A 24,544-nucleotide genomic window follows, 5' to 3' on the forward strand; every position below is an offset into this window, starting at 1 on the left:
GACCCGCCCCGGTCCGCCGACCGGATTCAGCCCTGTGGCGACTCGCTCTTGATCACCGCGAAGCGGGCGCCGTACGGGTCGGTGAGCCTGGCCATGCGGCCGACGCCCTCCATGGTCGTCGCCGGCACGCGCACCTCTCCGCCGAGCTGCCGCGCCTTCTCGACCACCGCGTCGGTGTCCTCGACCTCGAAGTACGGCAGCCAGTACGGGCTGCCCTGGGCCTCGACCGGGTCGTCGGCCAGGGGCACGATCCCGCCGAACATCGCGTCCTCCCCGCCGTCGGCCGGATTGACGCACGTGTACGTCCCGCCCGGGAAGGGCACGGCGGACGTCTCGAGCCCCAGCACCTGGTGGTAGAAGGCGGCGGCCGCCGCGATGTCCGGGGTGTACAGCTCGACCCAGCACAGCGAGCCCGGCTCGCTCGCCATGTCGACGCCCTTGGTCCGGCCCGGCTGCCAGATCCCGAAGGGCACGTGCGCCTGGTCGGCGAGGACCGCCATGTGTCCCTCGCCCATGACGTCCATCGGCTGGAACAGCACGCTGCCGTGGTGCTGTTCGGCGGCCTTGGCGGTGGCCTGTGCGTCCGCGCTCTGGAAGTACACCGTCCAGGCCGGCGGGCCCTGCTCGGGGCCGGACTGCATGCCGCCCGCGATGGTCCTGCCGCCCAGCTGGAAGAAGCCGTAGCCTCCCGCGTCCGGGCCCGCCGACTGGAACTGCCAGCCGAAGAGACCGCCGTAGAAGGACACGGCGCCGTCGATGTCGGGGGTGCTGATGTCGAGCCAGTTCGGGGCGCCGTCGACGAAACGGGTGGTGAGCATCTTCGCCCTCCTCGAAAGGGGTCCCGTCCTCTGCACTGCCGAGTCTGGCACCCCCCACTGACAATCGCCGCCGGATCGCCGCGACGCGCCGGACGGACCACGCTCACCCCGGGTGGCCGGGCGCGCCCTGCGGGTTTTCGCCGTGCCCCGCGCGCCGCCGTGCGCCGGTGCGGTCCGGAAGAGCATCATCGGGGGCGGCCGGAGGCACTGCCGGCGGCGTTGACCCGGCGTTGATCGAACGTTTTTCGCCGCGCGGCACGATCCTGGTCATGCCCTTCGAAACCATCACTCCGGCCGACGACACCTGGCAGGCGCAGGCACTCTGCGCGCAGACCGGGCCGGACTTCTTCTTCCCCGAGCCCGGCAGCTCGGTACGCGAGGCGAAGCGCATCTGCGCCATGTGCGAGCTGCGCCCTGCCTGTCTGGACTACGCGCTGGCCAACGACGAGCGCTTCGGCGTCTGGGGCGGCCTGTCCGAGAAGGAGCGCCTCGCCCTGCGCCGCACGTCCCACTGACGACGTCCGCCGACGCCCGCCGGGTACCCGTCCTTCCGGCGGGTCCCCTGCGGGCGTCGGACCCCGGCGTGCGGTCGGTGACCGGCGTGCCTCAGGCTCCGGCCCGGGCCGCCATCCGGGCCTTGCGGGTGGCCAGCTTCTCGTCGAACTTGAGGGCCTCCTCGTTCAGGCCGCCCATGAACAGGCCGAGTTCCTCCTGCGCCTTGACTCCCTCGGGGCCGAGGCCGTCCATCTCCAGGACCCTCAGGAAGCGCAGTACGGGCTGCAGCACGTCGTCGTGGTGGATGCGCAGGTTGTAGACCTCGCCGATGGCCATCTGCGCGGCGGCCCGCTCGAAGCCGGGAATGCCGTGACCGGGCATGCGGAAGTTCACCACGACGTCCCGCACCGCCTGCATGGTCAGGTCGGGGGCCAGCTCGAAGGCGGCCTTCAGCAGGTTGCGGTAGAACACCATGTGGAGGTTCTCGTCGGTCGCGATGCGGGCCAGCATGCGGTCGCAGACCGGGTCGCCGGACTGGTGGCCGGTGTTGCGGTGCGAGATCCGGGTGGCCAGTTCCTGGAAGGCGACATAGGCGATCGAGTGCAGCATCGAGTGCCGGTTGTCGGACTCGAAGCCCTCGCTCATGTGCGACATGCGGAACTGCTCCAGCTTGTCGGGGTCCACCGCGCGCGAGGCGAGCAGATAGTCGCGCATCACGATGCCGTGCCTGCCCTCCTCGGCCGTCCAGCGGTGCACCCAGGTGCCCCAGGCGCCGTCGCGGCCGAAGAGCGTGGCGATCTCGTGGTGGTAGCTCGGCAGGTTGTCCTCGGTGAGCAGGTTGACCACGAGGGCGATGCGGCCGATCTCGGTCACCTTGGACTGGTCCTTGCCCCAGGCCTCCCCGTCCTCGAACAGGCCGGGGAAGTTGCGGGCGTCGCTCCATGGCACGTACTCGTGCGGCATCCAGTCCTTGGCGACCTTCAGATGCCGGTTCAGTTCCGTCTCGACCACTTCCTCCAGTGCGAACAGCAGCCGCGCGTCGGTCCAGGCGGACGGGCTGCCGAGGTGAGGGGAGGTGATCGTCACGGGAACTCCAGGGGGGACGCCGAACAACGGGGGAGAATCAGGCGGCGGTCCGGCGAGCGGTGCCGGAAACCTACGTGATCGTAGGCTACGAAAGCGTAGGTTACGAAGCCGTAGGTTAAGGCCACTGTAAAGATCGCTGATCAGTAGGGCGGAACTGGCCCTCCCGGGTGTTTCGGCGTGGCTGCGTCGGCCTCTCCAGGACAGGCCGGAGGCCCCGGGATGCACGGATCCGGGGCCTTCGGAGTGACAGCACCGCCCGTCAGGCGTACAGCTCCCGGAGCCGTACCGAGAGGCACGTCACACAGCCCTCGAGCTTCTCGAACTCGCTGATGTCCACCGTGACCACCTCGTGGCCGAGATCGGTCAGCAGCTCCGCGGTCTTCGGCGCGCTCGCCGCCATCAGCAGCTTGTGCCCGCCGAGCAGCACCACGTGCGAGCCGGACTCCTCCGGCACCGACAGGAAGCCGGGGAACAGCGACGGCCGGTCGACCTTCGGTATGTGCCCGATCACCGTGCCGTCGGGCAGCGCGGTCACGGCGGACTTCAGGTGCAGCACCTTGCTCACGGGAACGGCCACCACGCGCGCGCCCAGCGGCTCGAAGGCGGCCCGCACCTGCTGCACGCCGGCCGCGTTGGTGCGCCCGCCGCGGCCGACGTACACCGTGTCGCCGACCTTCAGGACGTCGCCGCCGTCCAGGGTGCCCGGCTCCCAGATCCAGTTCACCGAGCAGCCGAGCCGGGCCACCGCCTCCTCGACGCCGGCGGTCTCCGCGCGCCGGGACTCCGCGCCGGGCCGGGTGATCAACGCCACGTTCTTGTACATGACGACGGTGTCCTCGACGAACACCGAGTCCGGGCAGTCGTCCTCCGGGTCGACCTCGATCGTCTCCCAGCCGTGCGCACTCAGGGCCTCGACGTAGGCCTCCCACTGCTCGGCGGCGAGCCCGGCATCGACCTTCTCCCGCTCGATGTGCGTCACCAGGCCTTCGGCGAGGCGGGGGCTGGGGCGGCGGACGAGGGCCTTCTTGCTGGGCACGAGGGACCTTTCGAATCGATGGTGCGGTTTTCCGGTGCCGGTGAGACGGCACCGGTCCGCCATCATGCAATCCGTCCCGGCCACGACAAAACCCTCGTTGTCAGGCTGTGGCCCTCCTGAGACGTCGGACCCTAGGTCGAGGCCCCGATGTCCTCCGGCGAGATCTCCCTCAGCTCTCCCTCCTCCATCAGCAGCCAGCGGGTGATGCCGATCGACTCGAGGAACGGCAGGTCGTGGCTGGCCACGAGCAGTGCGCCCTCGTACGACTCCAGGGCCGAGGTCAGCTGCCGCACGCTCGCCATGTCGAGGTTGTTGGTCGGCTCGTCGAGCAGCAGCAGCTGGGGTGGCGGCTCGGCGAGCATCAGCGCGGCGAGGGCCGCCCGGAACCGCTCTCCGCCCGACAGGGTGGCCGCCTTCTGGTCGGCCCGCGCGCCCCGGAACAGGAAGCGGGCGAGCCGCGCCCGGATCCGGTTGTTGGTGGCGCCCGGCGCGAACCGGGCCACGTTCTCTGCCACCGTGAGCTCGTCGTCCAGCACGTCCAGCCGCTGGGGCAGGAAGCGCAGCGGGACGTGCGCCCGCGCCTCGCCGGCCACCGGTGCCAGCTGCCCTGCGACGGTCCGCAACAGCGTCGTCTTGCCGGCGCCGTTGCGGCCGACCAGCGCGATCCGCTCCGGGCCCCGCAGATCGAGAATGCCCTCCACGCGCGCGTGGTAGGCCATTTCCAGGTTCTGCAGGGTGAGCACCTGCCGGCCGGGCGGCACGGCGGTGTACGGCAGGTCGACGCGGATCTCGTCGTCGTCCCGTACCGCCTCCGCCGCCTCGTCCAGGCGCTCCCTGGCCTCGGCGAGCCGCTCCTCGTGCATGATGCGGTGCTTGCCCGCCGACTCCTGGGCGGCGCGTTTGCGGGCACCCATGACGATCTTCGGCTCGCGCTTGGAGTCCCACATCTTCTGCCCGTACCGCTTGCGCCGGGCCAGTTTCACCTGGGCGTCGGCCAGTTCGCGCTTCTGCTTGCGCACATCGGCCTCGGCGACGCGCACCGTCCGCTCGGCCGCCTCCTGCTCGACGGCCAGAGCCTCTTCGTACGCCGAGAAGTTGCCGCCGTACCAGGTGACCTCCCCGGAGCGCAGCTCGGCGATCTGGTCGACCAGGTCGAGCAGTTCCCGGTCGTGGCTGACCACGACCAGTACGCCCGGCCACGCGGATACGGCGTGGTACAGCCGTCGGCGCGCATACAGGTCGAGGTTGTTGGTGGGCTCGTCCAGCAGCAGCACGTCAGGACGGCGCAGCAGCAGCGCGGCCAGCCGCAGCAGCACCGACTCGCCACCGGAGACCTCGCCGACCGTGCGGTCCAGGCCGATGTGGCCGAGACCGAGCTCGCCGAGCGTGACGAGGGCGCGTTCCTCCACGTCCCAGTCGTCGCCCAGCGTCTCGAAGTGCTCCTCGGCGACGTCGCCCGCCTCGATGGCGTGCAGCGCGGCCCGCCGTTCGGCGATGCCGAGGGCCTGGTCGACGCGGAGTGCGGTGTCGAGGGTGACGTTCTGCGGGAGGTGACCGACCTCGCCGGACACCTTGACGGTGCCGTCGGACGGGGTGAGTTCACCGGCCAGCAGTTTCAACAGGGTCGATTTCCCTGATCCGTTGACGCCGACGAGACCGGTACGGCCGGGCCCGAAGGCGATGTCGAGGCCGTCGAGGACGGCGGTGCCGTCGGCCCAGGTGAAGGACAGGGACGTACAGGTGAGGGAAGATGACATGAGGGCCTCGCGAAGGGTTTCGTGCGGTCGGGTGGACGCATGTCGAGACACCGCGAGGCGGGAACCGAAAGGTCGTGGGGCACGAGGAGGCCACGGAAAAGGGCCTGTGCCCGAGGACGGCTCGGACGCCGAGGTCGTACGCCGCGCACACACCTCAACCGGTGCGACGCGATGCCTCAGGACCTCAGACGAGCAACGTCCTTCTCCAATCGACGGCAACAGGACCGATGTACACCGTAGAAGGGCGGCTGGGGGCTGTCAACGCAATTAAGGGCCGCCCTCGGCCGGCGTCTGTCGGCGACCGCCTCGGCCGCGACCGCGCAGGCGGGGCCGTGGCCCGCATCGCCGCCGTCGTACGCGTCCCGGTCGGCGCGGACATCGAGGCCGGCTACGCCACCGACCTGGCCGGGGTTGCCGACGCCGTACGGGCGGTGCTCGCCGCCGGCGCGGTCGGTGTCGACATCGAGGACGCCCGGCACGAGGCGGGCGTGCCGCACGACCCTGGAGCGGGCGGCGGCCTTCCGTGCGGCGGGCGCCGACGGATCCTCGTCCCCGGGGCCGTCGACCCGGGGACGGTGAAGGAGCTGGTCGCGGGCATCGAAGGCCGGTCGACGTGTCGGTCTTCCCCGGCGCGCCCGCCGTGGCCGAGCCGGCCACCCTCGGCGTCGCGTACGACGAGCCGAACCGGCCGGCCACGCGCGCGCAGCCGTACGCCCGGCTTCACGCGCGCGTGGCGCTCGGCTTCGCGCGCGCAGCGCTCAGCAGGCGTCCCGCATCAGTTCGGCCAGGCCGTGGTCGAGGTCGAGCTGGAGGTGTTCGAGGCCGACGGGCACCAGCGCGCTGGTCGCCTCCAGGAAGCGCCGGATCTCGCCCGAGCGCACGTGCACGATCGCGGTGCCCTCGGGGGCGTGGAACTCCAGCACGGTGCGGTCGTAGCCGTACGGCCGCACCCGGACGTCCCCGTGCCCCTCGGACTGGTGCAGCCCGGCCGTGAGCAGCTCGCGGGAGAAGGTCCAGCGCACCTCGACCCCCTCCAGGGTGGCCGGGGCCGGGAAGGTCATGACGACGGCGAACGGATCGCGTCGGTCGTAGCGCAGCGTGGCGGGAATGCTCGGCATGCGCGGTGCGGCGGCGACGAGACGCGCCTCTACGGGCTGCTCGATGACGGTGGACAACGCCTTGCTCCCTCGTGACGGCTGGACTGCGCCCGGGTGTGCACCCGGCACCGGAAGAGACGACGGATCCGGCCGATCCGTGCACAGGAATCACGAGTGACCTCGGTCACCGCGTTCATGCATGGCGCGGACCCGCTCGTTCGTGCCTGCGGCGGGCGGCAGTTGGCCTCTGGACGGAGTCGGGCCGGTGGGCTAGCTTCGCCCGCCATGAGGCGTTTGGGGAGCACGCGACGCAGAGGACGTACGAGCAGGCTGGTGGCGGCGGGGGTGGCGTGCGGGGCGGCGTTGGGCGCACTGACCGTGCCCTCCGCCGAGGCGGGGCCCCTCGGGCAGGGGAGGCCGCACTGGGCGCCGAAGGATCCGGGCACCCCGCAGGTCCGCTTCCGGGGCCTGGCGGCCGTCGACCGGCGTACCGCCTGGCTGGCCGGTACCGGCGGCACGGTGCTGCGCACGACCGACGGCGGAGCGAGCTGGCGGAACGTCTCTCCGCCGGGCGCGGCCGATCTGCAGTTCCGGGACGTCGAGGCGTTCGACGCGCGGCGCGCCGTGGTGCTGGCCATCGGCGAGGGTGAGGCGTCCCGCGTGTACCGCACCGAGGACGGCGGGGCGAGCTGGACGGAGTCCTTCCGCAACACCGACCCGAAGGCGTTCTACGACTGCCTGGCCTTCTTCGACCGCCGGCACGGCCTCGCGATGAGCGACCCCGTGGACGGAAGGTTCCGCATCCTGTCGACGAGCGACGGCGGACGCTCCTGGCGGATGCTGCCCCCGGCGGGCATGCCGCCCGCGCTGGACGGTGAGGCGGGCTTCGCCGCGAGCGGCCAGTGCCTGGTCACCTCGGGCCCGAAGGACGTCTGGCTGGCCACCGGCGGCGGCGCCCACGCGCGCGTGCTGCACTCCGCCGACCGCGGACTGACCTGGACGGCCGCCGACACACCGGTGCCGGCCGGCGATCCCGCCAAGGGCGTCTTCTCGCTCGCCTTCCGCGACCGCGGCCACGGCCTCGCCGTCGGCGGCGACTACCGCCCCGACCAGGCCTCGCCACAGGCCGCCGCGTTCACCGCCGACGGCGGCCGCACTTGGACCCCGGCCGCCACGTCCCCGCCCGCCTACCGCTCGGGGGCCGCCTGGCTGCCGCACAGCCGCACAGCCGCACTCGCCGTCGGCCCCACCGGTACCGACCTCACCACTGACGCGGGCCGCACCTGGCGCACGATCGACACCGGCTCCTACGACACCGTGGACTGCACGCCCGACCTCAGCTGCTGGGCGGCCGGAGAGCAGGGGAGGGTCGCGCGGCTGGAACGCTGAGGTGGGCGGGAACCGGGTACTCGAGTCGCACGGGATCCGAGACGAAGGGAGCGATCATGCCCGCCGGTTCCAGCTCCAAGCGCGAGCGTCAGTACGAGCACATCAAGAAGAGCGCGCAGGACCGAGGCGAGAGCACCGGGCGCGCCAAGGAGATCGCCGCGCGGACGGTCAACAAGGAGCGCGCCCGCGCCGGCGAGTCCAAGACCGCGAGCCGCAGCTCGACGCAGGACATGTCGTCCAGCAAGCGCGGCGGTCAGCGGTCGGGCAACCGGGTCGGCTCCCAGGGCCCGACCCGCGACCAGCTGTACAACGAGGCGAAGCAGCGCGGCATCGAGGGCCGTTCGAACATGAACAAGGACCAGCTGCAGCGCGCGCTGAACGCCAGGAAGGGATGAACGGCCGCGGTCAGCCCGGCGTCTGCCGGTGGCGGGCCAGCTCCGGAGCCGTCTTGGTGGCGATGAACTCCGCGATGCGATACGTGCACACGCCGCCGACGACGAAGGGATCGCCCGCGACGAGCTCCTCGATCCGGGCGCGGTTCTCGGCGACGGCGAGGATCACCCCGCCGTCCCGGGGGTTCTTGCGCCCGGAGGCGAGGAAGAAGCCCTTCTCGTACTGCTCCTCGAGCCACGCCACGTGGTCCGGCAGGAGCGCGTCCACGGCGTCGAGGGGTGCGGTGTAGGTCAGTTCCAGTACGAACATGATCGCGAGCGTACCCCCCGGCTCCGACAACGGGCCGCTGGAACCGTACAGTTCAGGTCACCATGACGACCGTTGGCGTACCCGCGGGCTGGCCCGCGACCGAGGAAGAGGCCCGCGCGGTGCAGGACGGGCTGCGCGGACGGGTGGTGCTCGACGAGCGCGGACCCGAGCCCGGCACGGGCCGGGTCACCGGGGTCGACGTCGCCTACGACGACGAGCTCGACCTCGTCGCCGCGGCGGCCGTCGTGCTGGACGCCGCGTCCCTGGACGTGGTGGCCGAGGCGACGGCCGTCGGCCGGGTCTCCTTCCCGTACGTGCCCGGCCTCCTCGCCTTCCGCGAGATCCCGACCGTGCGGGCCGCCCTGGACCGGCTGCCGTGCCCGCCCGGCCTGGTCGTGTGCGACGGCTACGGCCTGGCCCATCCGCGTCGCTTCGGCCTCGCGAGCCACCTCGGCGTGTTCACCGGCCTGCCGGTCATCGGCGTCGCCAAGAACCCGTTCACCTTCACGTACGACGATCCGGACCCGGCGCGGGGAGCTTCCGCCCCGCTGCTCGCCGGGGACGAGGAGGTCGGGCGCGCACTGCGCACCCGGGACGGCGTCAAACCGGTCTTCGTCTCCGTCGGCCACCGGGTGAGCCTGGACAACGCCGTCGCCCACACGCTGGCCCTCACCCCGCGCTACCGGCTGCCGGAGACCACGCGGCGGGCGGACGCCCTGTGCCGCCGGGCGCTGCGGGAAGCGGCACAGAACGCCGGAGGCGGCGCTCAGGAGGCGACGACGCGCCAGGCGCCGACCTCCTGATACGCCGAGTCGTAGACGGCCGAGCCGTCTCCGGGTTCGAGGGCGTAGTGGTGGAGGTTCCCGCCCCAGTAGCGCAGGATGCGCCCCAGCTCGCCGGCGCGCTCCTGCCCTTGCGCGCCCTCGTCCACGGTCACTTCGAGCACGAACTTCATGCCTCTCCCGCCTCCTTCGGCTCAGCGGACTTGAGCCTCAATCGTTTCATTGACGGGCCCGGTGAGACTTTCGTGGCGATGGCCGCAGGTGCCCGGGGACGCCGGCTGCGAAAGTCTCAAACGGGGGAGGAGGTGCCCGGGCCGGTGGCCGCGACCCGGAAGGTGATTCCCGCGGCGCGCAGCCGCTCGGTCAGGGCGTCACCCATCGCCTGCGCCGTGGTGACCTGCCCGGCCGTCGGCGGGAGGTCGTCGAAGGCCAGGCTGAGGGCCGCCTCGGCGAACATCTTCGCCGTCTCGTCGTAGCCGGGGTCGCCGCCCGAGACCTCCGTGAACACGCGCCGCCCGCCGCCCTCGCCGACGAAACGCACGGCGAACCGGCTCCGCGCCCGCCGCTCCGGGCTCGGCCCGTCCCCCGGCTGCAGCCGGCCCGACAACCAGCGCCGGGCGGGCGGCAGTTGGGCGGCCGCCAGTACCGCGCCGACGGCGGCGACCCCGCCGAGGGCGACCGGCAGGTGCCGCACCGCCGCGTAGTGCCGGTAGCGGAAGTCGGGGCCGTACCGGCGGAGCGCCTTCGCCGAGCGGCGCACGATCTGCGGGTCGACGGTCGGCAGCGGCAGCGCCCACGCGCCGACCTCCTTGGCGAACCGGGGCGCGCCCGTCGGCGCCGCGACCCGCCGCCCCATCAGCCGCGGCTCGTGCCGGCCCCGCTCGCGCGCCGCGGCCAGCAGCTGCCGGCCGCGGGCGAACTGGTTCAGCGCCGAGGCCAGGGTGCCGCCGGAGAAGGCAGCGTCGGCGGTCACGTATCCGTCCACGGTCAGCGGTACGCCCTCGGGCAGCTGCCGGACCGTGAAGTACACACCCAGGTCGTGGGGTACGGAGTCGAAGCCGCACGCGTGCAGCAGGCGCCCGCCCGTCTCCCGCGCGCGTGCGTCGTGCCGGACGTACATCAGGTCGACGAACTCCGGCTCGCCGGTCAGATCCAGGTAGTCGGTCCCGGCGTCCGCGCAGGCGGCGACCAGCTCCTCGCCGTACAGCACGTACGGCCCGACGGTCGTGGCGACCACGCGCGCGTGCTCGGCGAGGGCGCGCAGGGTCGCGGGTTCGGACACGTCGGCCCGCAGGACACCGACGTCCGCCCCGCCCGGCAGGCGCTCGCGCAGCCGCTCCAGCTTGCGTTCGTCGCGGCCGGCCACCGCCCAGCGCAGGTCCTTCGGCGCGTGCGCGGCGAGGTACTCCGCCGTGAGGGTGCCGACGAAGCCGGTGGCTCCGAAAAGCACGAGGTCGTAGGGACGATCTGCCCTATTTAGCCTGCTCATGACACCCCTTCGTCCCGCAGCCCGCGCCGCTGTCGGTGGCCGAGGCTAGCGTGAGGGGAGCGAGCGACGACGACCAGCCCGGAGGCAGTGGTGGCCGCAGCCAGGAACGCCCTGACAAAGAGGGAGAAAGCGCGCGAGTTCCTCGGTGTGGACGACGGTGGCCACCCGCAGGGTCTCGCCGTCGTGCTCCGGAGCGACGTCGTCGGCGCGGGCCGCGGCGCCGCCGTCTTTCACCCTCCCGGGCGATCCCCATGGAGCCGGGCACTTGACTAAGCGCTTGCTCGTTAGGTCTTGTGTCCGGTGGAAGGCGTTCCTAGCATCACCGGTGTTACATCAGTTGTGTCACACATGCTTTTGGGGGCAGGACGCATGACGACGGCAGAGACGCCGGCGACGCCGGGCGGCGGGCCGCTCTCCGGCGTGCGCGTGGTCGAACTGGCCGGCATCGGTCCGGGCCCGTTCGCCGCCATGCTCCTCGCGGACCTGGGCGCGGACGTGGTCCGGGTGGACCGGCCGGGCGGCCCCGGCCTGGGCATCGATCCCGCGTACGACGTCACCAACCGCAACAAGCGCTCGATCGTCGTCGACCTGAAGGCACCGGACGGCCGCGCGCGCGTGCTGGACCTCGCCGAACGGGCCGACATCCTCATCGAGGGCTACCGCCCGGGCGTCGCCGAGCGCCTCGGCGTAGGCCCCGAGGAGTGCCACGCCCGCAACCCCCGCCTGGTCTACGGCCGTATGACCGGCTGGGGGCAGGACGGCCCACTCGCCGAGCGCGCGGGCCACGACGTGGCGTACATCGCGCTGACCGGCACCCTCGGCATGACCGGCCGGCCGGACGAGCCCCCGGTCTTTCCCGCCAACCTGCTCGGCGACTACGCGGGCGGTTCCCTCTACCTGGTCGTCGGTGTCCTCGCCGCGCTCCACCACGCGCGCGTGACCGGCACCGGACAGGTCGTCGACGCCGCCATCGTGGACGGCACGGCCCACCTCTCGGCGATGATCCACGGCATGCTCGCGGCCGGCGGCTGGCAGGACCGGCGCGCCGCCAACCTCCTCGACGGCGGCTGCCCCTACTACGGCACCTACGAGACGGCCGACGGCAAGTACATGGCGGTCGGAGCCCTGGAGGGGCAGTTCTACGCGGAGTTCCTGCGCCTGCTCGGCCTGGACGACCTGGCACCGGCCCACAGGGACTGGAGCCGCTGGGACGAGTTTCGCGAGCGCGTAGCCGCCCGCTTCAAGTCCCGGACCCGGGACGAGTGGACGGCCCTCTTCGAGGGAACCGACGCCTGTGTGGCCCCCGTGCTGTCCCTGCGCGAGGCCCCGCACCACCCGCACCTGGCCGCCCGCGGCACCTTCACCGACCACGCCGGCATCACCCAGCCGGCCCCCGCCCCCCGTTTCTCCGCCACCCCCACGTGCGTCCGTACCGGCCCCGCCCTGCCGGGCGCCGACACGGAGGCGGTGGCGCGGGACTGGGGGATACCCGCACCCGCGGACGACCATCCGGCCACCGACACCTGAACCACGACCCGTTCACCGACGCCGGCCGACCCCGCCCACCCCGCTCGGCCCACCCTCCCGAAAGGCACACCAGTGAGCACCGAAGCGTACGTGTACGACGCGATCCGCACCCCGCGCGGCCGCGGCAAGGCGAACGGCGCCCTGCACGGCACCAAGCCCATCGACCTGGTCGTCGGCCTCATCCACGAGATCCGCGACCGCTTCCCCGGCCTCGACCCGGCCGCCGTCGACGACATCGTGCTCGGTGTCGTCGGCCCCGTCGGCGACCAGGGTTCCGACATCGCCCGGATCGCCGCGATCGCCGCCGGACTGCCCGACACGGTCGCCGGCGTACAGGAGAACCGCTTCTGTGCCTCGGGCCTGGAGGCCGTCAACCTGGCCGCCGCCAAGGTCCGTTCCGGCTGGGAGGACCTGGTCCTCGCGGGCGGTGTGGAGTCCATGTCCCGGGTGCCGATGGCCTCCGACGGCGGCGCCTGGTTCAACGACCCGATGACCAACCTCGCCGTCAACTTCGTGCCGCAGGGCATCGGCGCCGACCTGATCGCCACCATCGAGGGCTTCTCCCGCCGGGACGTCGACGAGTACGCGGCCCTGTCCCAGGAGCGCGCCGCCACGGCCTGGAAGGAGGGCCGCTTCGACCGCTCCGTCGTCCCCGTGAAGGACCGCAGCGGCCTGGTCGTCCTCGACCACGACGAGCATCTGCGCCCCGGCACCACCGCCGACTCCCTCGCCAAGCTCAAGCCGTCCTTCGCGGACATCGGCGAACTCGGCGGCTTCGACGCGGTCGCGCTGCAGAAGTACCACTGGGTCGAGAAGATCGACCACGTCCACCACGCGGGCAACTCCTCCGGCATCGTCGACGGCGCCTCGCTCGTCGCGATCGGCTCCAAGGAGGTCGGCGAGCGCCACGGCCTCACCCCGCGCGCGCGGATCGTCTCCGCCGCCGTCTCCGGCTCCGAGCCCACCATCATGCTCACCGGACCCGCCCCCGCCACCCGCAAGGCCCTGGCCAGGGCCGGTCTCACCATCGACGACATCGACCTGGTCGAGATCAACGAGGCGTTCGCCGCGGTGGTCCTGCGCTTCGTCAAGGACATGGGTCTGTCGCTGGACAAGGTCAACGTCAACGGCGGCGCCATCGCCCTCGGCCACCCCCTCGGCGCGACCGGTGCGATGATCCTCGGCTCGCTCATCGACGAGCTGGAGCGCCAGGACAAGCGCTACGGCCTCGCCACCCTGTGCGTCGGCGGCGGCATGGGCATCGCCACCATCGTCGAGCGCATCTGAACTCCCCGCGGAATCACGAGACTTCCGAGACCTCAACGGAGACGACTGTCATGACCGAGAGCACCACCATCCGCTGGGAGCAGGACGACACCGGTGTCGTCACCCTCGTCCTGGACGACCCCGACCAGTCCGCGAACACCATGAACCAGGCGTTCCGCGAGTCCCTCGCCGCGATCACCGACCGCCTGGAGGCCGAGCGGGACTCCGTCCGCGGCATCATCTTCACCTCCGCCAAGAAGACCTTCTTCGCGGGCGGCGACCTGCGCGACCTGATCCGGGTCACCCCGGAGACCGCCCAGGACCTCTTCGACGGCGGCCTCGCCATCAAGCGCAACCTGCGCCGCATCGAGACCCTCGGCAAGCCCGTCGTCGCCGCCATCAACGGTGCGGCCCTGGGCGGCGGCTTCGAACTGGCCCTCGCCTGCCATCACCGGGTCGCCCTCGACACCTCCGGCACCAAGATCGGCTGCCCCGAGGTCACCCTGGGCCTGCTCCCCGGCGGAGGCGGCGTCGTCCGCACCGTACGGCTGCTGGGCATCGCCGACGCCCTGCTGAAGGTGCTCCTCCAGGGCCAGCAGTACAACGCACGCCGCGCCCAGGAGAACGGCCTCGTCCACGAGGTCGCCGCCACGCCCGAGGAACTGCACGCCAAGGCCCGCGCCTTCATCGACGCCAACCCCGAGTCGCAGCAGCCCTGGGACAAGCCCGGCTACAAGATCCCCGGCGGTACGCCCGCCAACCCGAAGTTCGCCGCGAACCTGCCCGCCTTCCCGGCCACCCTGCGCAAGCAGACGAACGGCGCCCCCTACCCGGCTCCCCGCAACATCCTCGCCGCGGCCGTCGAGGGCTCCCAGGTCGACTTCGAGACCGCTCAGGTCATCGAGGCCCGCTACTTCGTGGAGCTGGCCGCCGGGCAGACCTCGAAGAACATGATCCAGGCGTTCTTCTTCGACCTCCAGGCGGTCAACTCCGGCGCCAACCGCCCGAAGGGCATCGAGGCCCGCAAGGTCCGCAAGGTCGCGGTGCTCGGCGCCGGCATGATGGGCGCCGGCATCGCCTACTCGTGTGCCCGCGCCGGTATCGACGTCGTCCTCAAGGACGTCTCCCTGGAGGCGGCGACCAAGGGCAAGGGTTACTCCGAGAAGCTGTGCGCCAAGGCCGTCGCCAAGGGCCGTACCAGCCAGGAGAAGGCGGACGCGCTGCTCGCCCGGATCACACCCACCGCCGAGGCCGCCGACCTCGCGGGCTGCGACGCGGTGATCGAGGCCGTCTTCGAGGACACCTCGCTCAAGCACAAGGTGTTCCAGGAGATCGAGTCCGTCGTCGCGCCCGACGCGCTGCTGTGCTCCAACACCTCCACCCTGCCCATCACGACGCTCGCCGAGGGCGTGGACCGCCAGGCCGACTTCATCGGGCTGCACTTCTTCTCCCCGGTCGACAAGATGCCCCTGGTGGAGATCATCAAGGGCGAGCGCACCGGCGACGAGGCCCTGGCCCGGGCCTTCGACCTGGTCCGGCAGATCAACAAGACGCCGATCGTCGTGAACGACTCGCGCGGCTTCTTCACCTCCCGCGTGATCGGCCACTTCATCAACGAGGGCGTCGCCATGGTCGGCGAGGGCATCGAGCCCGCCTCCGTGGAGCAGGCCGCCGCCCAGGCCGGCTACCCGGCCAAGGTCCTCTCCCTCATGGACGAGCTGACCCTCACCCTCCCGCGCAAGATCCGCAACGAGACGAAGCGGGCCGTGGAGGAGACGGGCGGCACCTGGACCGCGCACCCGGCCGAGGCGGTCATCGACCGTATGGTCGACGAGTTCGGCCGCCCCGGCCGCAGCGGCGGCGCCGGCTTCTACGACTACACCGAGGACGGCAGGCGGGCCGGACTCTGGCCGGGTCTGCGCGAGCACTTCACCAGGCCCGGGTGCGAGATCCCCTTCCGGGACATGCAGGAGCGGATGCTCTTCTCCGAAGCGCTCGACACCGTGCGCCTCCTGGAGGAGGGCGTGCTGACCTCGGTCGCCGACGCCAACATCGGCTCGATCTTCGGCATCGGCTTCCCTGGCTGGACCGGCGGTGTGCTCCAGTACATCAACGGCTACGAGGGGGGCCTGCCCGGATTCGTGGCACGCGCGCGTGAGCTGGCCGAGGCCTACGGCGAGCGTTTCACCCCGCCCGCGCTGCTCGTGGAGAAGGCCGAGAAGGGGGAGCCGTTCGCCGACTCAGTCCGCTCCTGAGCCGGGCTCGGCCGGTTCCGGCCGGATGACCCACTCGCTCAGCTCTTCCCGTAGCGAGCGCTGGAACGTCGTCAGCAGCGACTGCACCACCAGAGGGTGCATGTGCGCCGACAGGGACTTCACGTCCCGCGCGTCACGCTCCGCGACCTCGCCGCGGAAGAGCTGGGAGAGCTCATGGGCCGCGGCGCGCGAGTGCTCGATGAGCACCTTGCGCGCCGCGAGGATCACCTCCTGCGACAGCGGGACGTCGAGCAGCTGCACCCCGAGCCGGAGCAGCCCGGAGTCCACCCGGAAGGTGTCGCCCTCCGAGCCCTCCGCTGCCATGACGACGTTCATCGCCGCCAGCCGTTCCACGTCCTCGGCGGCGAGCGGCCGTCCGGCTCGCCGCTCCAGCTCCTCCCGCGACACCGTGTCGACGGTGTCCGGCGCCCAGGACGCGACCACGGCACGGTGGATGGCCAGGTCGTGCGGGGAGAGGTCGGCCGGCAGTTGCCCCAGGTAGCGCTCGATCGCCGACAGGGTCATGCCCTGCTGCTGCAACTCCTCGATCAGGGCCAGCCGGGCCAGGTGCTCCGGCCCGTAGTGCCCCACCCGGCGCGGGCCGATCACCGGAGGCGGCAGCAGACCCTTGCTGCCGTAGAAGCGGACGGTGCGCACCGTGACACCCGCGCGGGCGGCCAGCTCGTCGACGGTGAGGGGCGTGTCCCCGGCATCGGTGGTCATGTGCAGCAGTATCGCTGTCTCACCGATGCTGTGAAACCCGAGGTGAACGGTGTGTGAACCCTGCGTTGATCATGTGAGAAGTAACGCTGTGTGACATGGGCCACCGCGTGGGGGTGATTCCTTCTGGGAAGCTGCTGGCTTGGTCTGTGCCGCGACTCAACAGGGTGGTGCGGACCAAGCCCTGCACGTCCCCCGGACCCACGAGGTCCGGGCGCACCAGGAAGTGAACCACCCGTGAGCAAGGACGCCGTGGAATCGGCACAGGCCCCCGCCCGCACCCAGGCGGCGCAGGCGGCCCAGACGCCCGCGGACGCGGGCGACGCCGGTTACAGCAAGGACCTCAAGGCCCGCCACGTCAACATGATCGCCATCGGTGGCGCCATCGGCACCGGACTCCTCCTGGGCGCCGGCGGGCGCCTGCACAACGCCGGCCCGGCGCTCGCCCTGGCCTACCTGGTCTGCGGCGTCTTCGCCTTCTTCGTCGTCCGGGCCCTCGGCGAGCTGGTCCTGTACCGCCCGTCCTCCGGGTCCTTCGTGTCCTACGCGCGCGAGTTCCTCGGTGAGAAGGGCGCCTACGTCGCCGGCTGGATGTACTTCCTGAACTGGTCGACCACCGGCATCGCCGACATCACCGCGATCGCGCTCTACACGCACTACTGGAGCATGTTCACCAGCATTCCCCAGTGGGTGCTCGCCCTGATCGCCCTCGCGGTGGTTCTGGCCGTGAACCTGATCTCGGTGAAGATCTTCGGCGAGCTGGAGTTCTGGTTCTCGATCATCAAGGTCGCCACCATCGTCGGCTTCATGCTGATCAGCATTTTCCTGCTCGCCACCCAGCACAAGGTCGGCGGCCACACCCCCGGCCTGAACGTCGTCACCGACCACGGCGGGCTCTTCCCGCACGGCGCGATGCCGGTCGTCCTGGTCATGCAGGGCGTGATCTTCGCCTACGCCGCCCTGGAGCTGGTCGGTATCGCGGCCGGCGAGACCGCCGAGCCGGAGAAGGTCGTCCCGCGCGCGGTGAACTCGATCATGTGGCGTGTCGGCCTGTTCTACGTCGGCTCGGTCGTGCTGCTCGCCCTGCTGCTGCCCGGCTCGGTGTACTCCGCCGACGAGAGCCCGTTCGTCACGGTCCTGTCGAAGATCGGCGTCCCGGCGGCCGGTGACGTGATGAACCTGGTCGTCCTGACCGCGGCCATGTCCTCGCTGAACTCCGGCCTGTACTCCACCGGCCGCATCCTGCGCTCCATGGCCATGGCGGGCTCCGCCCCGAAGTTCACCGCCCGTATGAACCGCAGCCAGGTCCCCTACGGCGGCATCCTGCTGACCTGCGCGGTCTGTGTGCTCGGCGTCGGCCTGAACTACCTCATGCCCAGCCAGGCCTTCGAGATCGTGCTGAACATCGCCTCCCTCGGCATCATCAGCACCTGGGTGATCATCATGATCTGCCACATGGTCTTCGTCCGCCGCGCCCGCGCTGGCCTCGCGACCCGGCCGCACTTCCAGCTGAAGTTCAGCCCGGTCACCGAGATCGCCACTATCGCGTTCCTGCTGATCTGCCTCGGCATGATGTGGAACGACCCCGACGTCGGCCGGAAGACCATCCTGCTGATTCCGGTGATCGCCGTGATGCTGGTCGCCGGCTGGTTCGGCGTGCGCCGCCGGGTGTCGAAGAACACCGACCAGGAGCTGTCCGAACTCACGAAGTAACAGCTCAGCGCCACTGTCAGTGGCACCGCCTACGGTGGCGTCATGTCGGAGATCTTGTATGTCCGAGGTGACGCCACCGTGCCGTCGGTCAAGGGCGCCAAGGTGATCGCCCATGTCTGCAACGACATCGGCGGCTGGGGGAAGGGCTTCGTGCTCGCACTCTCGCGACGCTGGCCTGAGCCGGAGGCGGCGTACCGCGCATGGCACCGCGACCGCGCGAAGAACGACTTCGGGCTGGGCGCCGTCCAACTGGTACGGGTCGAGCCGTATGTCTGGGTGGCCAACATGATCGGCCAGCGCGGCATCCGGAGGGGCAGCAAGGGCGTTCCCGTCCGCTACGAGGCGATCGACACGGCCCTCGCCCGGCTCGCCGGCGAAGTGATCGAACTGGGCGCGTCCGTGCACATGCCCCGCATAGGCTGCGGCCTGGCGGGCGGCACCTGGTCCCGCACAGAGCCGCTCATCACCGAGCGGCTGGTGAAGCGAGGGATCAAGGTGACGGTGTACGACCACGGAGAGGGCCGCGGATGAGCTCACACCCCCCTGCGGCGGACGTCCTGGTGCTGGGCGGAGCGGGCGTGGACACGATCATCCACGTCCCCGAGCTGCCCCTTCCGTACGCCGACAGCTACATGATCGACTCCGGGATCCGCACCCGCGCCGGGCAGACCGGCGACTTCGTCGCGCTGAGCCTTGCCGCACTCGGCCTGCGCACCCACCACCTCGACCTGCTCGGCGACGACCCCGAGGGCGACCTCGTGCGGGCCCTGCACCGCGAGCACGGCATCGCACTGACCGCACTCCCGCAGCCCGCCGGTACCAAACGGGCGGTCAACCTCGTCGGCCCGGACGGCCGCCGCCTGTCCCTGTACGACACCAGCCGAGCCCGCCCCGGCGACCGCTTCCCGCCGGAGCTGCTGCGCGCGCTGGCCGGGGCGAGCCGCCATGTGCACGTGACCATCACCCAGCCCTGTGCCGAGGCGCTGCCGGTGCTGAGGGCGACGGGCGTACCCCTGTCCACGGATCTGCACGACTGGGACGGGGAGAACCCGTACCACGAGCCGTTCGCCCGCGGGGCGGACGTCGTCTTCCTGTCGGCCGCCGCCCTGACCGACACCGAGCGGACGATGCGGCGGATCGCCGAGCGGGGCAGGGCCGAGGTGGTCGTCGCCACCGCCGGAGCCGAGGGCGCGTATCTGCTGGCAGACGGCGAGCTGAGCCGCGTGCCCGTGGCCTTGCCACCCGCGCCGGTGGTGGATTCCAACGGCGCGGGCGACGCCTTCGCCGCCGCGTTCCTCTACGGCCGCCTCGCCGGAGAGCCGCCCGAGACCTGCGCCCGCTACGGCGCGGTAGCGGGCGCCTACGCCTGCACCGTCCCGGCCTCCCGAGCGGAGTCGATAGGCCGGGACGAACTGCTCAAACGATCGACGGAACCGAGACCCTGAACCGACCGGACAGCGGCGCCGGGCGCCTGCGCCGGCCGGATGCCAGAGCGGAGCTCGTGCACGCCGGACAGCAGGGCCGGGCTCCCGCGCCGGCGGGCGGCGGAGTCGAGGCCCTGCAGCGGCCCGGCGGCAGAGCCGAGGCGGCCCGGACCGGTCCGGGTCAGTGGCCGCGTGCGTCGTGGATGTCGTTCGTCGCCTCGATCTTCTTCCACGACTTCGGCTGGGTCACCGACGTGTCCGCCTTCGCCAGGGAGGCGGCGCGTGCCGCGGGTGCGGCCGGCTTCGACGGCTGGAACAGCCAGGTGTCGAACAGCGCCGCGAGAGGCTTGCCGGACACCTGCTCGGCGTACTTCTGGAAGTCGGCCACCGAGGCGTTGCCGTACGCGTGCTCCTGCGGCCAGCCCTTCAGAACGCGGAAGAACGCGTCGTCACCGATCTCGTTGCGCAGCGCCTGGATGGCGAGCGCTCCACGGTCGTAGACGGCGAGGTCGAACTGGTCGTCCGGGCCAGGGTCGCCCGGCTTGACCGTCCAGAAAGCGTCGTCGGCCGGATGGGAGGCGTACACGTAGTCGGCGAGTTCCTGTGTGGTGCCCTCGCCCTCGTGCTCCGACCACAGCCACTGCGCGTACCGGGCGAAGCCCTCGTTGATCCAGATGTCCTTCCAGCCCTTCAGCGACACGTCGTCGCCGTACCACTGGTGGGCCAGCTCGTGCACGACCACGGAGGTGTTGGAGCCGTTCGCGAACTGCTTCGGGCTGTAGTAGACGCGGGTCTGCGTCTCCAGCGCATACCCGGTGGTGGTGTTCGGCACGTATCCGCCTGCGGTGCTGAACGGGTAGGGCCCGAAGTAGCCGCTGAGCCAGTCGACGATCTCCCCGGTGCGCTCCACGCTCGCCCGCGCGGCGCCGTCGTTGTCGCCGAGGTCCTTGCTGTAGGCGTTGACGACCGGTACCCCGCCGTCGGAGGTGCTGGTCGTGATGTCGAACTTGCCGATGGCGAGGGTGGCCAGATACGTCGCCTGCGGCTTGTTCTCCCGCCAGTTGTAGCGGGTCCAGCCGAGCTTCGAACTTGTGGACTGGAGGGTGCCGTTGGAGAGGGCCTGGGTGCCGTCCGGCACGGCCACCGACACGTCGTAGGTGGCCTTGTCGCTCGGGTGGTCGTTGCTCGGGAACCACCACCAGGCCGCTTCGGGCTCGTCGGCCGCGACGGCGCCGTCGGGCGTGCGGTGCCAGGTGTTGAAGCCGTAGGCGCTCTTCGTCGACGGCACCCCGCTGTAGCGGACCACCACCGTGATCGCCGTGCCCTTGGCCAGCGGTGTCTTCGGCGTGATCACCAGCTCGTGCTGCCCGGAGGTGGTGAAGGCGGCCTTCGCGCCGTTGACCCGTACCTCGCTCACGTCCAGCAGGAAGTCCAGGTCGAAGCTGGACAGGTCCTGCGTGGTCCGCGCCAGGATCGTCGCCGTGCCCTGCAACTCGTCCGACTTCGGCTGGTACTGCAGCCTCAGGTCGTAGTGCGAGACGTCGTAGCCACCGTTGCCGTAGTACGGGTAGTAGGGGTCGCCGATGCCCGGCGCGCCGGGGGAGAAGCTCGCGGCCGATGCCGGGATCGCCAGCAGAAGGGAGGCCGCCGCGAGTGCGCCCGGCGCGATGATTCTGCGGTGCACGTCAGCTCCAAGTCGTCTGGACTGCAAGTCTGTTCGGAAGATCGTTCGGGGAACGCTGTTCGGAGCCTATTCAGTCCCTGTGGCCCCTGCCCTGTCCATGGCCCCCGCTGTCACACGATCGCCATTCAGCCGTCATGTGCCCGCGGAGTGCCGTAAAGCCCCCTTCTGCAGCCGGAGTTCACCGGAGTACCGTCCGCGCATGCCGATTCGCATCCTCGTTCGCACGCGCTTCACGATCTGGAGAGCGCTCGCGACCGCGGTCGTCGCCATCCTGACGGCCGCCTTCCTCACCCCGTCCGCCGCACACGCCGCCACCGGCGCGAGCCGGGCCCCGCGCGAGAGCGGGCCCGTCTACTCCTACGCCCACGCCGTCCGCGAGTCCGTATGGGTGGACACGGGGCTCGACGAGGACGGCGACGGCCACGCCGACCGCGTCGCCGCCGACATCGTCCGGCCCGCCGAACCCGCCCGCCAGGGCCGCAAGGTGCCCGTCATCATGGACGCCAGCCCCTACTACTCCTGCTGCGGACGCGGCAACGAGAGCCAGGTCAAGACGTACGACGCGCAGGGCCACGTCGTGCAGATGCCGCTGTTCTACGACAACTACTTCGTGCCCCGCGGCTACGCGTTCGTCGGCGTCGACCTCGCCGGCACCAACCGCTCCGACGGCTGCGTCGACGTCGGCGGCCGCTCCGACATCCAGTCCGCGAAGGCCGTCATCGACTGGCTGAACGGCCGCGCCAAGGCGTACACCAGCCGGACCGGGACGTCGACCGTCCGAGCGACCTGGACCAATGGCCGCACGGGCATGATCGGCAAGAGCTGGGACGCCACGATCGCCAACGGCGTCGCCGCCACCGGCGTGAAGGGCCTGAAGACCATCGTCCCGATCAGCGGCATCTCCTCCTGGTACGACTACTACTTCGCGCAGGGCGCCCCGCTGTACGACGGCGGCCCCGGCGAACTGGCCGGTTACGTCGAGAGCGACGCGGCGCACGCCCACTGCGCCGCCGTACAGAAGAAACTCGCCGACGGCAGCCCGCGCAGCGGCGACTGGACCCCGCTGTGGACCGAGCGGGACTACGTCAAGGACGCGGCCAAGGTGCGCGCCAGCGTGTTCCTGGTGCACGGCATGCAGGACCTCAACGTCCGCACCAAACACTTCGGCCAGTGGTGGGACGCCCTGGCGAAGCACGGCGTCGAGCGCAAGATCTGGCTCTCCCAGACCGGCCACGTCGACCCCTTCGACTACCGGCGCGGCGCCTGGGTGGACACCCTGCACCGCTGGTTCGACCATGAACTCCTCGGCTACGACAACGGCATCGACCGTGAGCCGATGGCCGACATCGAACGCCACCCCGACCAGTGGGTGACCTCCCGCGTCTGGCCCCCGCAGACCACCCGCACCACCGTTCTGCACCCGGCTCCCGGCACCCTGGCGGGCGTCGGCACCCTCGGCCTGCACCCGGCCACCGGCACCGAGACCATCACCGACGACCCGAAGCTGAGCGAGACCGACTGGGCGGCGCACCTCACCACGCCGACTCCGGAGAAGGCCGGCTTCCTCACCGCGCCGCTCAGCCACGACCTGCGCCTGTCCGGCTCGTCGACCGTGACGGTGACCGCGACACCGACCACCACCTCGGCCCACCTGTCCGCCGTCCTGGTCGACCTCGGCCCGGACACCATCCGCGACTACGCCGACAGCGGCGAGGGCATCACCACCCTCACCAACCGCACCTGCTGGGGCGAGAGCACGGCCGGGGACAGCGCCTGCTTCAAGGAGACGGCGGCCAGGACGGCCAAGGTCGACTACACCGTGTTCAGCCGCGGATGGGCAGACCTCGGCCACTACGCCTCGCTCGGCAAGGGTGTCCCGCTCACCCCGGGCAAGGCGTACACGACGACTCTTCGTCTCGCGGCCACCGACCACGTCGTTCCCAAGGGTCACCGGCTGGCCCTGATCATCGCGGGCACGGACAAGGACCTCATCGACCCGCCGTCCACCAAGCCGACCGTCACGGTGTCCCTGTCGGGTACGACGGCCGGGCTCCCGCTGGTCGGTGGGGCGCCGGCGTTCGCCCGGGCCACCGGTGGCACGACGGCCATGGCTCCCGCCCCGGCACGGCTGACCGGCGTCCGCGCACCGCACGCCGCCCAGCACATTCCGGCGAACTGACCGACGCCGGTCACTGCGTGGCTTGGGCGGTCCGGCCGCTGCGGCTCCGTTGTGGCTGGTCGCGCCCACGCGGCGGAGCCGCATGTCGATACAGCGCCGCGCCCCTTTCGGGGTGCGTAGCGGCGGGCACCTTTCAGGCGGCCGGGAACGCCAACCCGGCCGCCTCCCGTGCGCACCCCCACGCCACCGTGATCCCGGCCCCGCCATGGCCGTAGTTGTGCACCAGCACGCGGCCGTCCGGCAGCGGCTGCCGCTGCAGTCGTACCGCGTGCCTGGCCGGGCGCAGCCCCACCCGGTGGCCCAGCACCCGCGCCTGCGCGATCTCCGGGCGGACCGCCGCGCAGCGGGCCACGATCGCCGCGGCGGTGGCCGGGTCCGGCTCCAGGGACCAGTCGTCCTCCTCCGCCGTACCGCCGAGCAGCAGACCGCCCGGCTGCGGGATGAAGTACGTGGAGGCGGCGGAGGAGTGGTCGGAGGAATGGCCGACGGAGGTGAACCAGGTCGTGACCCCCGGGTTCTCCACGACCACCAGCTGCCCGCGCACGGGACGCACCGCCGGGTCCGGCACCAGTGAACGCGCGCCCAGGCCCGTGCAGTTGACCACGACCGGCGCGGGCACCCCGGCGAGGTCGGTCACCTCGCGCGTCTCGACCACGCCTCCCGCCTTCGCGAGCCGCTCCCGCAGCCACGCCAGGTGCACCGGCATGTCGATCACCGGCAGCCGCGCCGCGAGACCGTCGGCCACCGCCCGCAGTCCCGGCACCCGGCCCGCCCAGGTGCCCAGTTCGTCCAGCCGGGTCCCCCGGTGTACGCCGTCGACCAGGCGTACGCCCGTCTCGTCCGGCCGGTCCGACAACTCCTCGTACACGGCGAGGGACTCGAGAGCCCACGCACCGACCAGCGGCTCGGGTTCGATGCGGTACGGCCACCACAGACCGCCCGCGACCGCCGAGGTCGTACGCTCGGCGGGCTCCCGCGCCCATACCCGTACCCGGCGGCCGGACTCCGCCAGGACCAGGGCCGTCGTCAGCCCGGCGACCCCGCTCCCGACCACGATCACTGCGTCACTCGGCTCGCTGTCCACGCCAGGACGATAGGCCCTGTCCGGACGACTCTGTCATGCCG

General features: G+C 71.5%; 22 protein-coding genes and 1 pseudogene. 12 read left to right on the forward strand and 11 right to left on the reverse strand.

The features are described from left to right. Positions 1-26 precede the first annotated feature (26 nt). Entirely contained in the window at positions 27-818 is a 792-nt protein-coding gene (locus tag LMU33_RS09645) for a VOC family protein (protein WP_228619174.1), read from the reverse strand. A 269-nt stretch (positions 819-1,087) separates the two neighbouring features. Between LMU33_RS09645 and LMU33_RS09650 the strand changes: the two genes are divergently transcribed. After that, the gene (locus LMU33_RS09650) at positions 1,088-1,333 is read left to right on the forward strand and encodes a WhiB family transcriptional regulator (protein ID WP_055709873.1); all 246 of its coding nucleotides are present in this window, start codon (positions 1,088-1,090) and stop codon (positions 1,331-1,333) included. Positions 1,334-1,424: 91 nt separating this feature from the next. Here LMU33_RS09650 and LMU33_RS09655 read toward each other — a convergent pair whose 3' ends face one another. The 3 genes from LMU33_RS09655 to LMU33_RS09665 form a co-directional block, all read right to left on the reverse strand. Further along, the gene (locus tag LMU33_RS09655) at positions 1,425-2,399 is read right to left on the reverse strand and encodes an acyl-ACP desaturase (protein WP_228619175.1); all 975 of its coding nucleotides are present in this window, start codon (positions 2,397-2,399) and stop codon (positions 1,425-1,427) included. Positions 2,400-2,658: 259 nt separating this feature from the next. After that, the gene (gene ddaH / locus LMU33_RS09660) at positions 2,659-3,435 is read right to left on the reverse strand and encodes a dimethylargininase (RefSeq protein WP_228619177.1); all 777 of its coding nucleotides are present in this window, start codon (positions 3,433-3,435) and stop codon (positions 2,659-2,661) included. Positions 3,436-3,566: 131 nt separating this feature from the next. Next, complete coding sequence (locus tag LMU33_RS09665) at positions 3,567-5,192, reverse strand: ABC-F family ATP-binding cassette domain-containing protein (protein WP_228619178.1); 1,626 nt, start codon at positions 5,190-5,192, stop codon at positions 3,567-3,569. 227 nt (positions 5,193-5,419) lie between these two features. Between LMU33_RS09665 and LMU33_RS41920 the strand changes: the two are divergent. After that, positions 5,420-5,614 (forward strand): annotated as a pseudogene (locus tag LMU33_RS41920) (hypothetical protein); the annotation flags it as partial. A 336-nt stretch (positions 5,615-5,950) separates the two neighbouring features. On the opposite strand, the gene ssgD reads toward LMU33_RS41920, so the two are convergent. Then, positions 5,951-6,367, reverse strand: a complete 417-nt coding sequence (gene ssgD / locus LMU33_RS09675) for a spore wall synthesis regulator SsgD (RefSeq protein WP_228619180.1) — start codon at positions 6,365-6,367, stop codon at positions 5,951-5,953. Between the two features lie 207 nt (positions 6,368-6,574). Here ssgD and LMU33_RS09680 point away from each other — a divergent pair, with 207 nt between their 5' ends. Together LMU33_RS09680 and LMU33_RS09685 are read left to right on the forward strand one after the other, a co-directional pair. Then, positions 6,575-7,678 carry a WD40/YVTN/BNR-like repeat-containing protein gene (locus LMU33_RS09680; protein ID WP_228619183.1) on the forward strand — a complete coding sequence of 368 codons (1,104 nt, stop codon included), beginning with the start codon at positions 6,575-6,577 and terminating at the stop codon, positions 7,676-7,678. A gap of 56 nt (positions 7,679-7,734) precedes the next feature. Next, positions 7,735-8,073 (forward strand): plasmid stabilization protein, encoded by a 339-nt coding sequence (locus LMU33_RS09685; RefSeq protein ID WP_228619185.1) that lies wholly within the window; start codon positions 7,735-7,737, stop codon positions 8,071-8,073. Between the two features lie 10 nt (positions 8,074-8,083). On the opposite strand, the gene LMU33_RS09690 is transcribed toward LMU33_RS09685, so the two are convergent. Next, the gene (locus LMU33_RS09690) at positions 8,084-8,380 is read right to left on the reverse strand and encodes a YciI family protein (RefSeq protein ID WP_228619188.1); all 297 of its coding nucleotides are present in this window, start codon (positions 8,378-8,380) and stop codon (positions 8,084-8,086) included. A 62-nt stretch (positions 8,381-8,442) separates the two neighbouring features. Here LMU33_RS09690 and LMU33_RS09695 point away from each other — a divergent pair, with 62 nt between their 5' ends. Then, complete coding sequence (locus LMU33_RS09695; protein WP_228619190.1) at positions 8,443-9,183, forward strand: endonuclease V; 741 nt, start codon at positions 8,443-8,445, stop codon at positions 9,181-9,183. On the opposite strand, the gene LMU33_RS09700 is transcribed toward LMU33_RS09695, so the two are convergent. Beyond that, positions 9,147-9,335: a hypothetical protein gene (locus tag LMU33_RS09700; RefSeq protein WP_228619192.1), complete on the reverse strand. Its 189-nt coding sequence runs from the start codon at positions 9,333-9,335 to the stop codon at positions 9,147-9,149. The genes LMU33_RS09695 and LMU33_RS09700 overlap by 37 nt on opposite strands. Before the next feature lie 116 nt (positions 9,336-9,451). Beyond that, positions 9,452-10,651, reverse strand: a complete 1,200-nt coding sequence (locus LMU33_RS09705; protein WP_228619195.1) for a saccharopine dehydrogenase family protein — start codon at positions 10,649-10,651, stop codon at positions 9,452-9,454. A gap of 369 nt (positions 10,652-11,020) precedes the next feature. Between LMU33_RS09705 and LMU33_RS09710 the strand changes: the two genes are divergently transcribed. The 3 genes from LMU33_RS09710 to LMU33_RS09720 all read left to right on the forward strand — a co-directional run bounded on the left by LMU33_RS09710 (position 11,021) and on the right by LMU33_RS09720 (position 15,699). Then, positions 11,021-12,178 (forward strand): CaiB/BaiF CoA transferase family protein, encoded by a 1,158-nt coding sequence (locus tag LMU33_RS09710; protein ID WP_228619197.1) that lies wholly within the window; start codon positions 11,021-11,023, stop codon positions 12,176-12,178. A 72-nt stretch (positions 12,179-12,250) separates the two neighbouring features. Continuing rightward, a complete protein-coding gene (locus tag LMU33_RS09715; RefSeq protein ID WP_228619199.1) occupies positions 12,251-13,465 on the forward strand; it encodes an acetyl-CoA C-acetyltransferase in 1,215 nt (404 codons plus the stop codon). Between the two features lie 50 nt (positions 13,466-13,515). Continuing rightward, positions 13,516-15,699: a 3-hydroxyacyl-CoA dehydrogenase NAD-binding domain-containing protein gene (locus tag LMU33_RS09720; protein WP_228619202.1), complete on the forward strand. Its 2,184-nt coding sequence runs from the start codon at positions 13,516-13,518 to the stop codon at positions 15,697-15,699. Here the strand turns inward: LMU33_RS09720 and LMU33_RS09725 are convergent. Beyond that, positions 15,685-16,422, reverse strand: coding sequence for a MerR family transcriptional regulator (locus tag LMU33_RS09725; protein WP_228619204.1), 738 nt, complete (start codon positions 16,420-16,422; stop codon positions 15,685-15,687). The two genes, LMU33_RS09720 and LMU33_RS09725, sit on opposite strands and share 15 nt — an antisense overlap. A 234-nt stretch (positions 16,423-16,656) precedes the next feature. On the opposite strand from LMU33_RS09725, the gene LMU33_RS09730 reads away from it, so the two are divergent. The 3 genes from LMU33_RS09730 to LMU33_RS09740 are packed head-to-tail and all read left to right on the forward strand — an operon-like array spanning position 16,657 to position 19,577. Continuing rightward, positions 16,657-18,132, forward strand: a complete 1,476-nt coding sequence (locus LMU33_RS09730) for an amino acid permease (RefSeq protein ID WP_228619206.1) — start codon at positions 16,657-16,659, stop codon at positions 18,130-18,132. 42 nt (positions 18,133-18,174) lie between these two features. Beyond that, positions 18,175-18,663, forward strand: coding sequence for a macro domain-containing protein (locus LMU33_RS09735; protein WP_228619207.1), 489 nt, complete (start codon positions 18,175-18,177; stop codon positions 18,661-18,663). Next, complete coding sequence (locus LMU33_RS09740) at positions 18,660-19,577, forward strand: adenosine kinase (RefSeq protein WP_228619210.1); 918 nt, start codon at positions 18,660-18,662, stop codon at positions 19,575-19,577. The genes LMU33_RS09735 and LMU33_RS09740 overlap by 4 nt, the downstream gene beginning before the upstream one ends. 160 nt (positions 19,578-19,737) lie before the next feature. On the opposite strand, the gene LMU33_RS09745 is transcribed toward LMU33_RS09740, so the two are convergent. Continuing rightward, complete coding sequence (locus LMU33_RS09745) at positions 19,738-21,240, reverse strand: M1 family metallopeptidase (protein ID WP_228619212.1); 1,503 nt, start codon at positions 21,238-21,240, stop codon at positions 19,738-19,740. A 199-nt stretch (positions 21,241-21,439) separates the two neighbouring features. On the opposite strand from LMU33_RS09745, the gene LMU33_RS09750 reads away from it, so the two are divergent. Next, the gene (locus tag LMU33_RS09750; protein WP_228619214.1) at positions 21,440-23,419 is read left to right on the forward strand and encodes a Xaa-Pro dipeptidyl-peptidase; all 1,980 of its coding nucleotides are present in this window, start codon (positions 21,440-21,442) and stop codon (positions 23,417-23,419) included. A 133-nt stretch (positions 23,420-23,552) separates the two neighbouring features. Here the strand turns inward: LMU33_RS09750 and LMU33_RS09755 are convergent, their stop codons facing one another. Further along, positions 23,553-24,479 (reverse strand): FAD-dependent oxidoreductase, encoded by a 927-nt coding sequence (locus tag LMU33_RS09755; protein ID WP_228619743.1) that lies wholly within the window; start codon positions 24,477-24,479, stop codon positions 23,553-23,555. Positions 24,480-24,544 lie beyond the last annotated feature (65 nt).

It is taken from the genome of Streptomyces barringtoniae, from assembly GCF_020819595.1.
GTDB lineage: Bacteria > Actinomycetota > Actinomycetes > Streptomycetales > Streptomycetaceae > Streptomyces > Streptomyces barringtoniae.

Excerpts from the sequence above, each read along its gene's own strand:
- LMU33_RS09725 (WP_228619204.1), bottom strand. The coding sequence starts at position 16,422 with ATGACCACCGATGCCGGGGACACGCCCCTCACCGTCGACGAGCTGGCC.
- LMU33_RS09710 (WP_228619197.1), top strand. The coding sequence starts at position 11,021 with ATGACGACGGCAGAGACGCCGGCGACGCCGGGCGGCGGGCCGCTCTCC.
- LMU33_RS09735 (WP_228619207.1), top strand. The coding sequence starts at position 18,175 with ATGTCGGAGATCTTGTATGTCCGAGGTGACGCCACCGTGCCGTCGGTC.
- LMU33_RS09740 (WP_228619210.1), top strand. The coding sequence starts at position 18,660 with ATGAGCTCACACCCCCCTGCGGCGGACGTCCTGGTGCTGGGCGGAGCG.
- LMU33_RS09665 (WP_228619178.1), bottom strand. The coding sequence starts at position 5,192 with ATGTCATCTTCCCTCACCTGTACGTCCCTGTCCTTCACCTGGGCCGAC.
- LMU33_RS09695 (WP_228619190.1), top strand. The coding sequence starts at position 8,443 with ATGACGACCGTTGGCGTACCCGCGGGCTGGCCCGCGACCGAGGAAGAG.
- LMU33_RS09690 (WP_228619188.1), bottom strand. The coding sequence starts at position 8,380 with ATGTTCGTACTGGAACTGACCTACACCGCACCCCTCGACGCCGTGGAC.
- LMU33_RS09700 (WP_228619192.1), bottom strand. The coding sequence starts at position 9,335 with ATGAAGTTCGTGCTCGAAGTGACCGTGGACGAGGGCGCGCAAGGGCAG.
- LMU33_RS09750 (WP_228619214.1), top strand. The coding sequence starts at position 21,440 with ATGCCGATTCGCATCCTCGTTCGCACGCGCTTCACGATCTGGAGAGCG.
- LMU33_RS09650 (WP_055709873.1), top strand. The coding sequence starts at position 1,088 with ATGCCCTTCGAAACCATCACTCCGGCCGACGACACCTGGCAGGCGCAG.
- LMU33_RS09645 (WP_228619174.1), bottom strand. The coding sequence starts at position 818 with ATGCTCACCACCCGTTTCGTCGACGGCGCCCCGAACTGGCTCGACATC.
- LMU33_RS09685 (WP_228619185.1), top strand. The coding sequence starts at position 7,735 with ATGCCCGCCGGTTCCAGCTCCAAGCGCGAGCGTCAGTACGAGCACATC.
- LMU33_RS09705 (WP_228619195.1), bottom strand. The coding sequence starts at position 10,651 with ATGAGCAGGCTAAATAGGGCAGATCGTCCCTACGACCTCGTGCTTTTC.
- LMU33_RS09720 (WP_228619202.1), top strand. The coding sequence starts at position 13,516 with ATGACCGAGAGCACCACCATCCGCTGGGAGCAGGACGACACCGGTGTC.
- LMU33_RS09680 (WP_228619183.1), top strand. The coding sequence starts at position 6,575 with ATGAGGCGTTTGGGGAGCACGCGACGCAGAGGACGTACGAGCAGGCTG.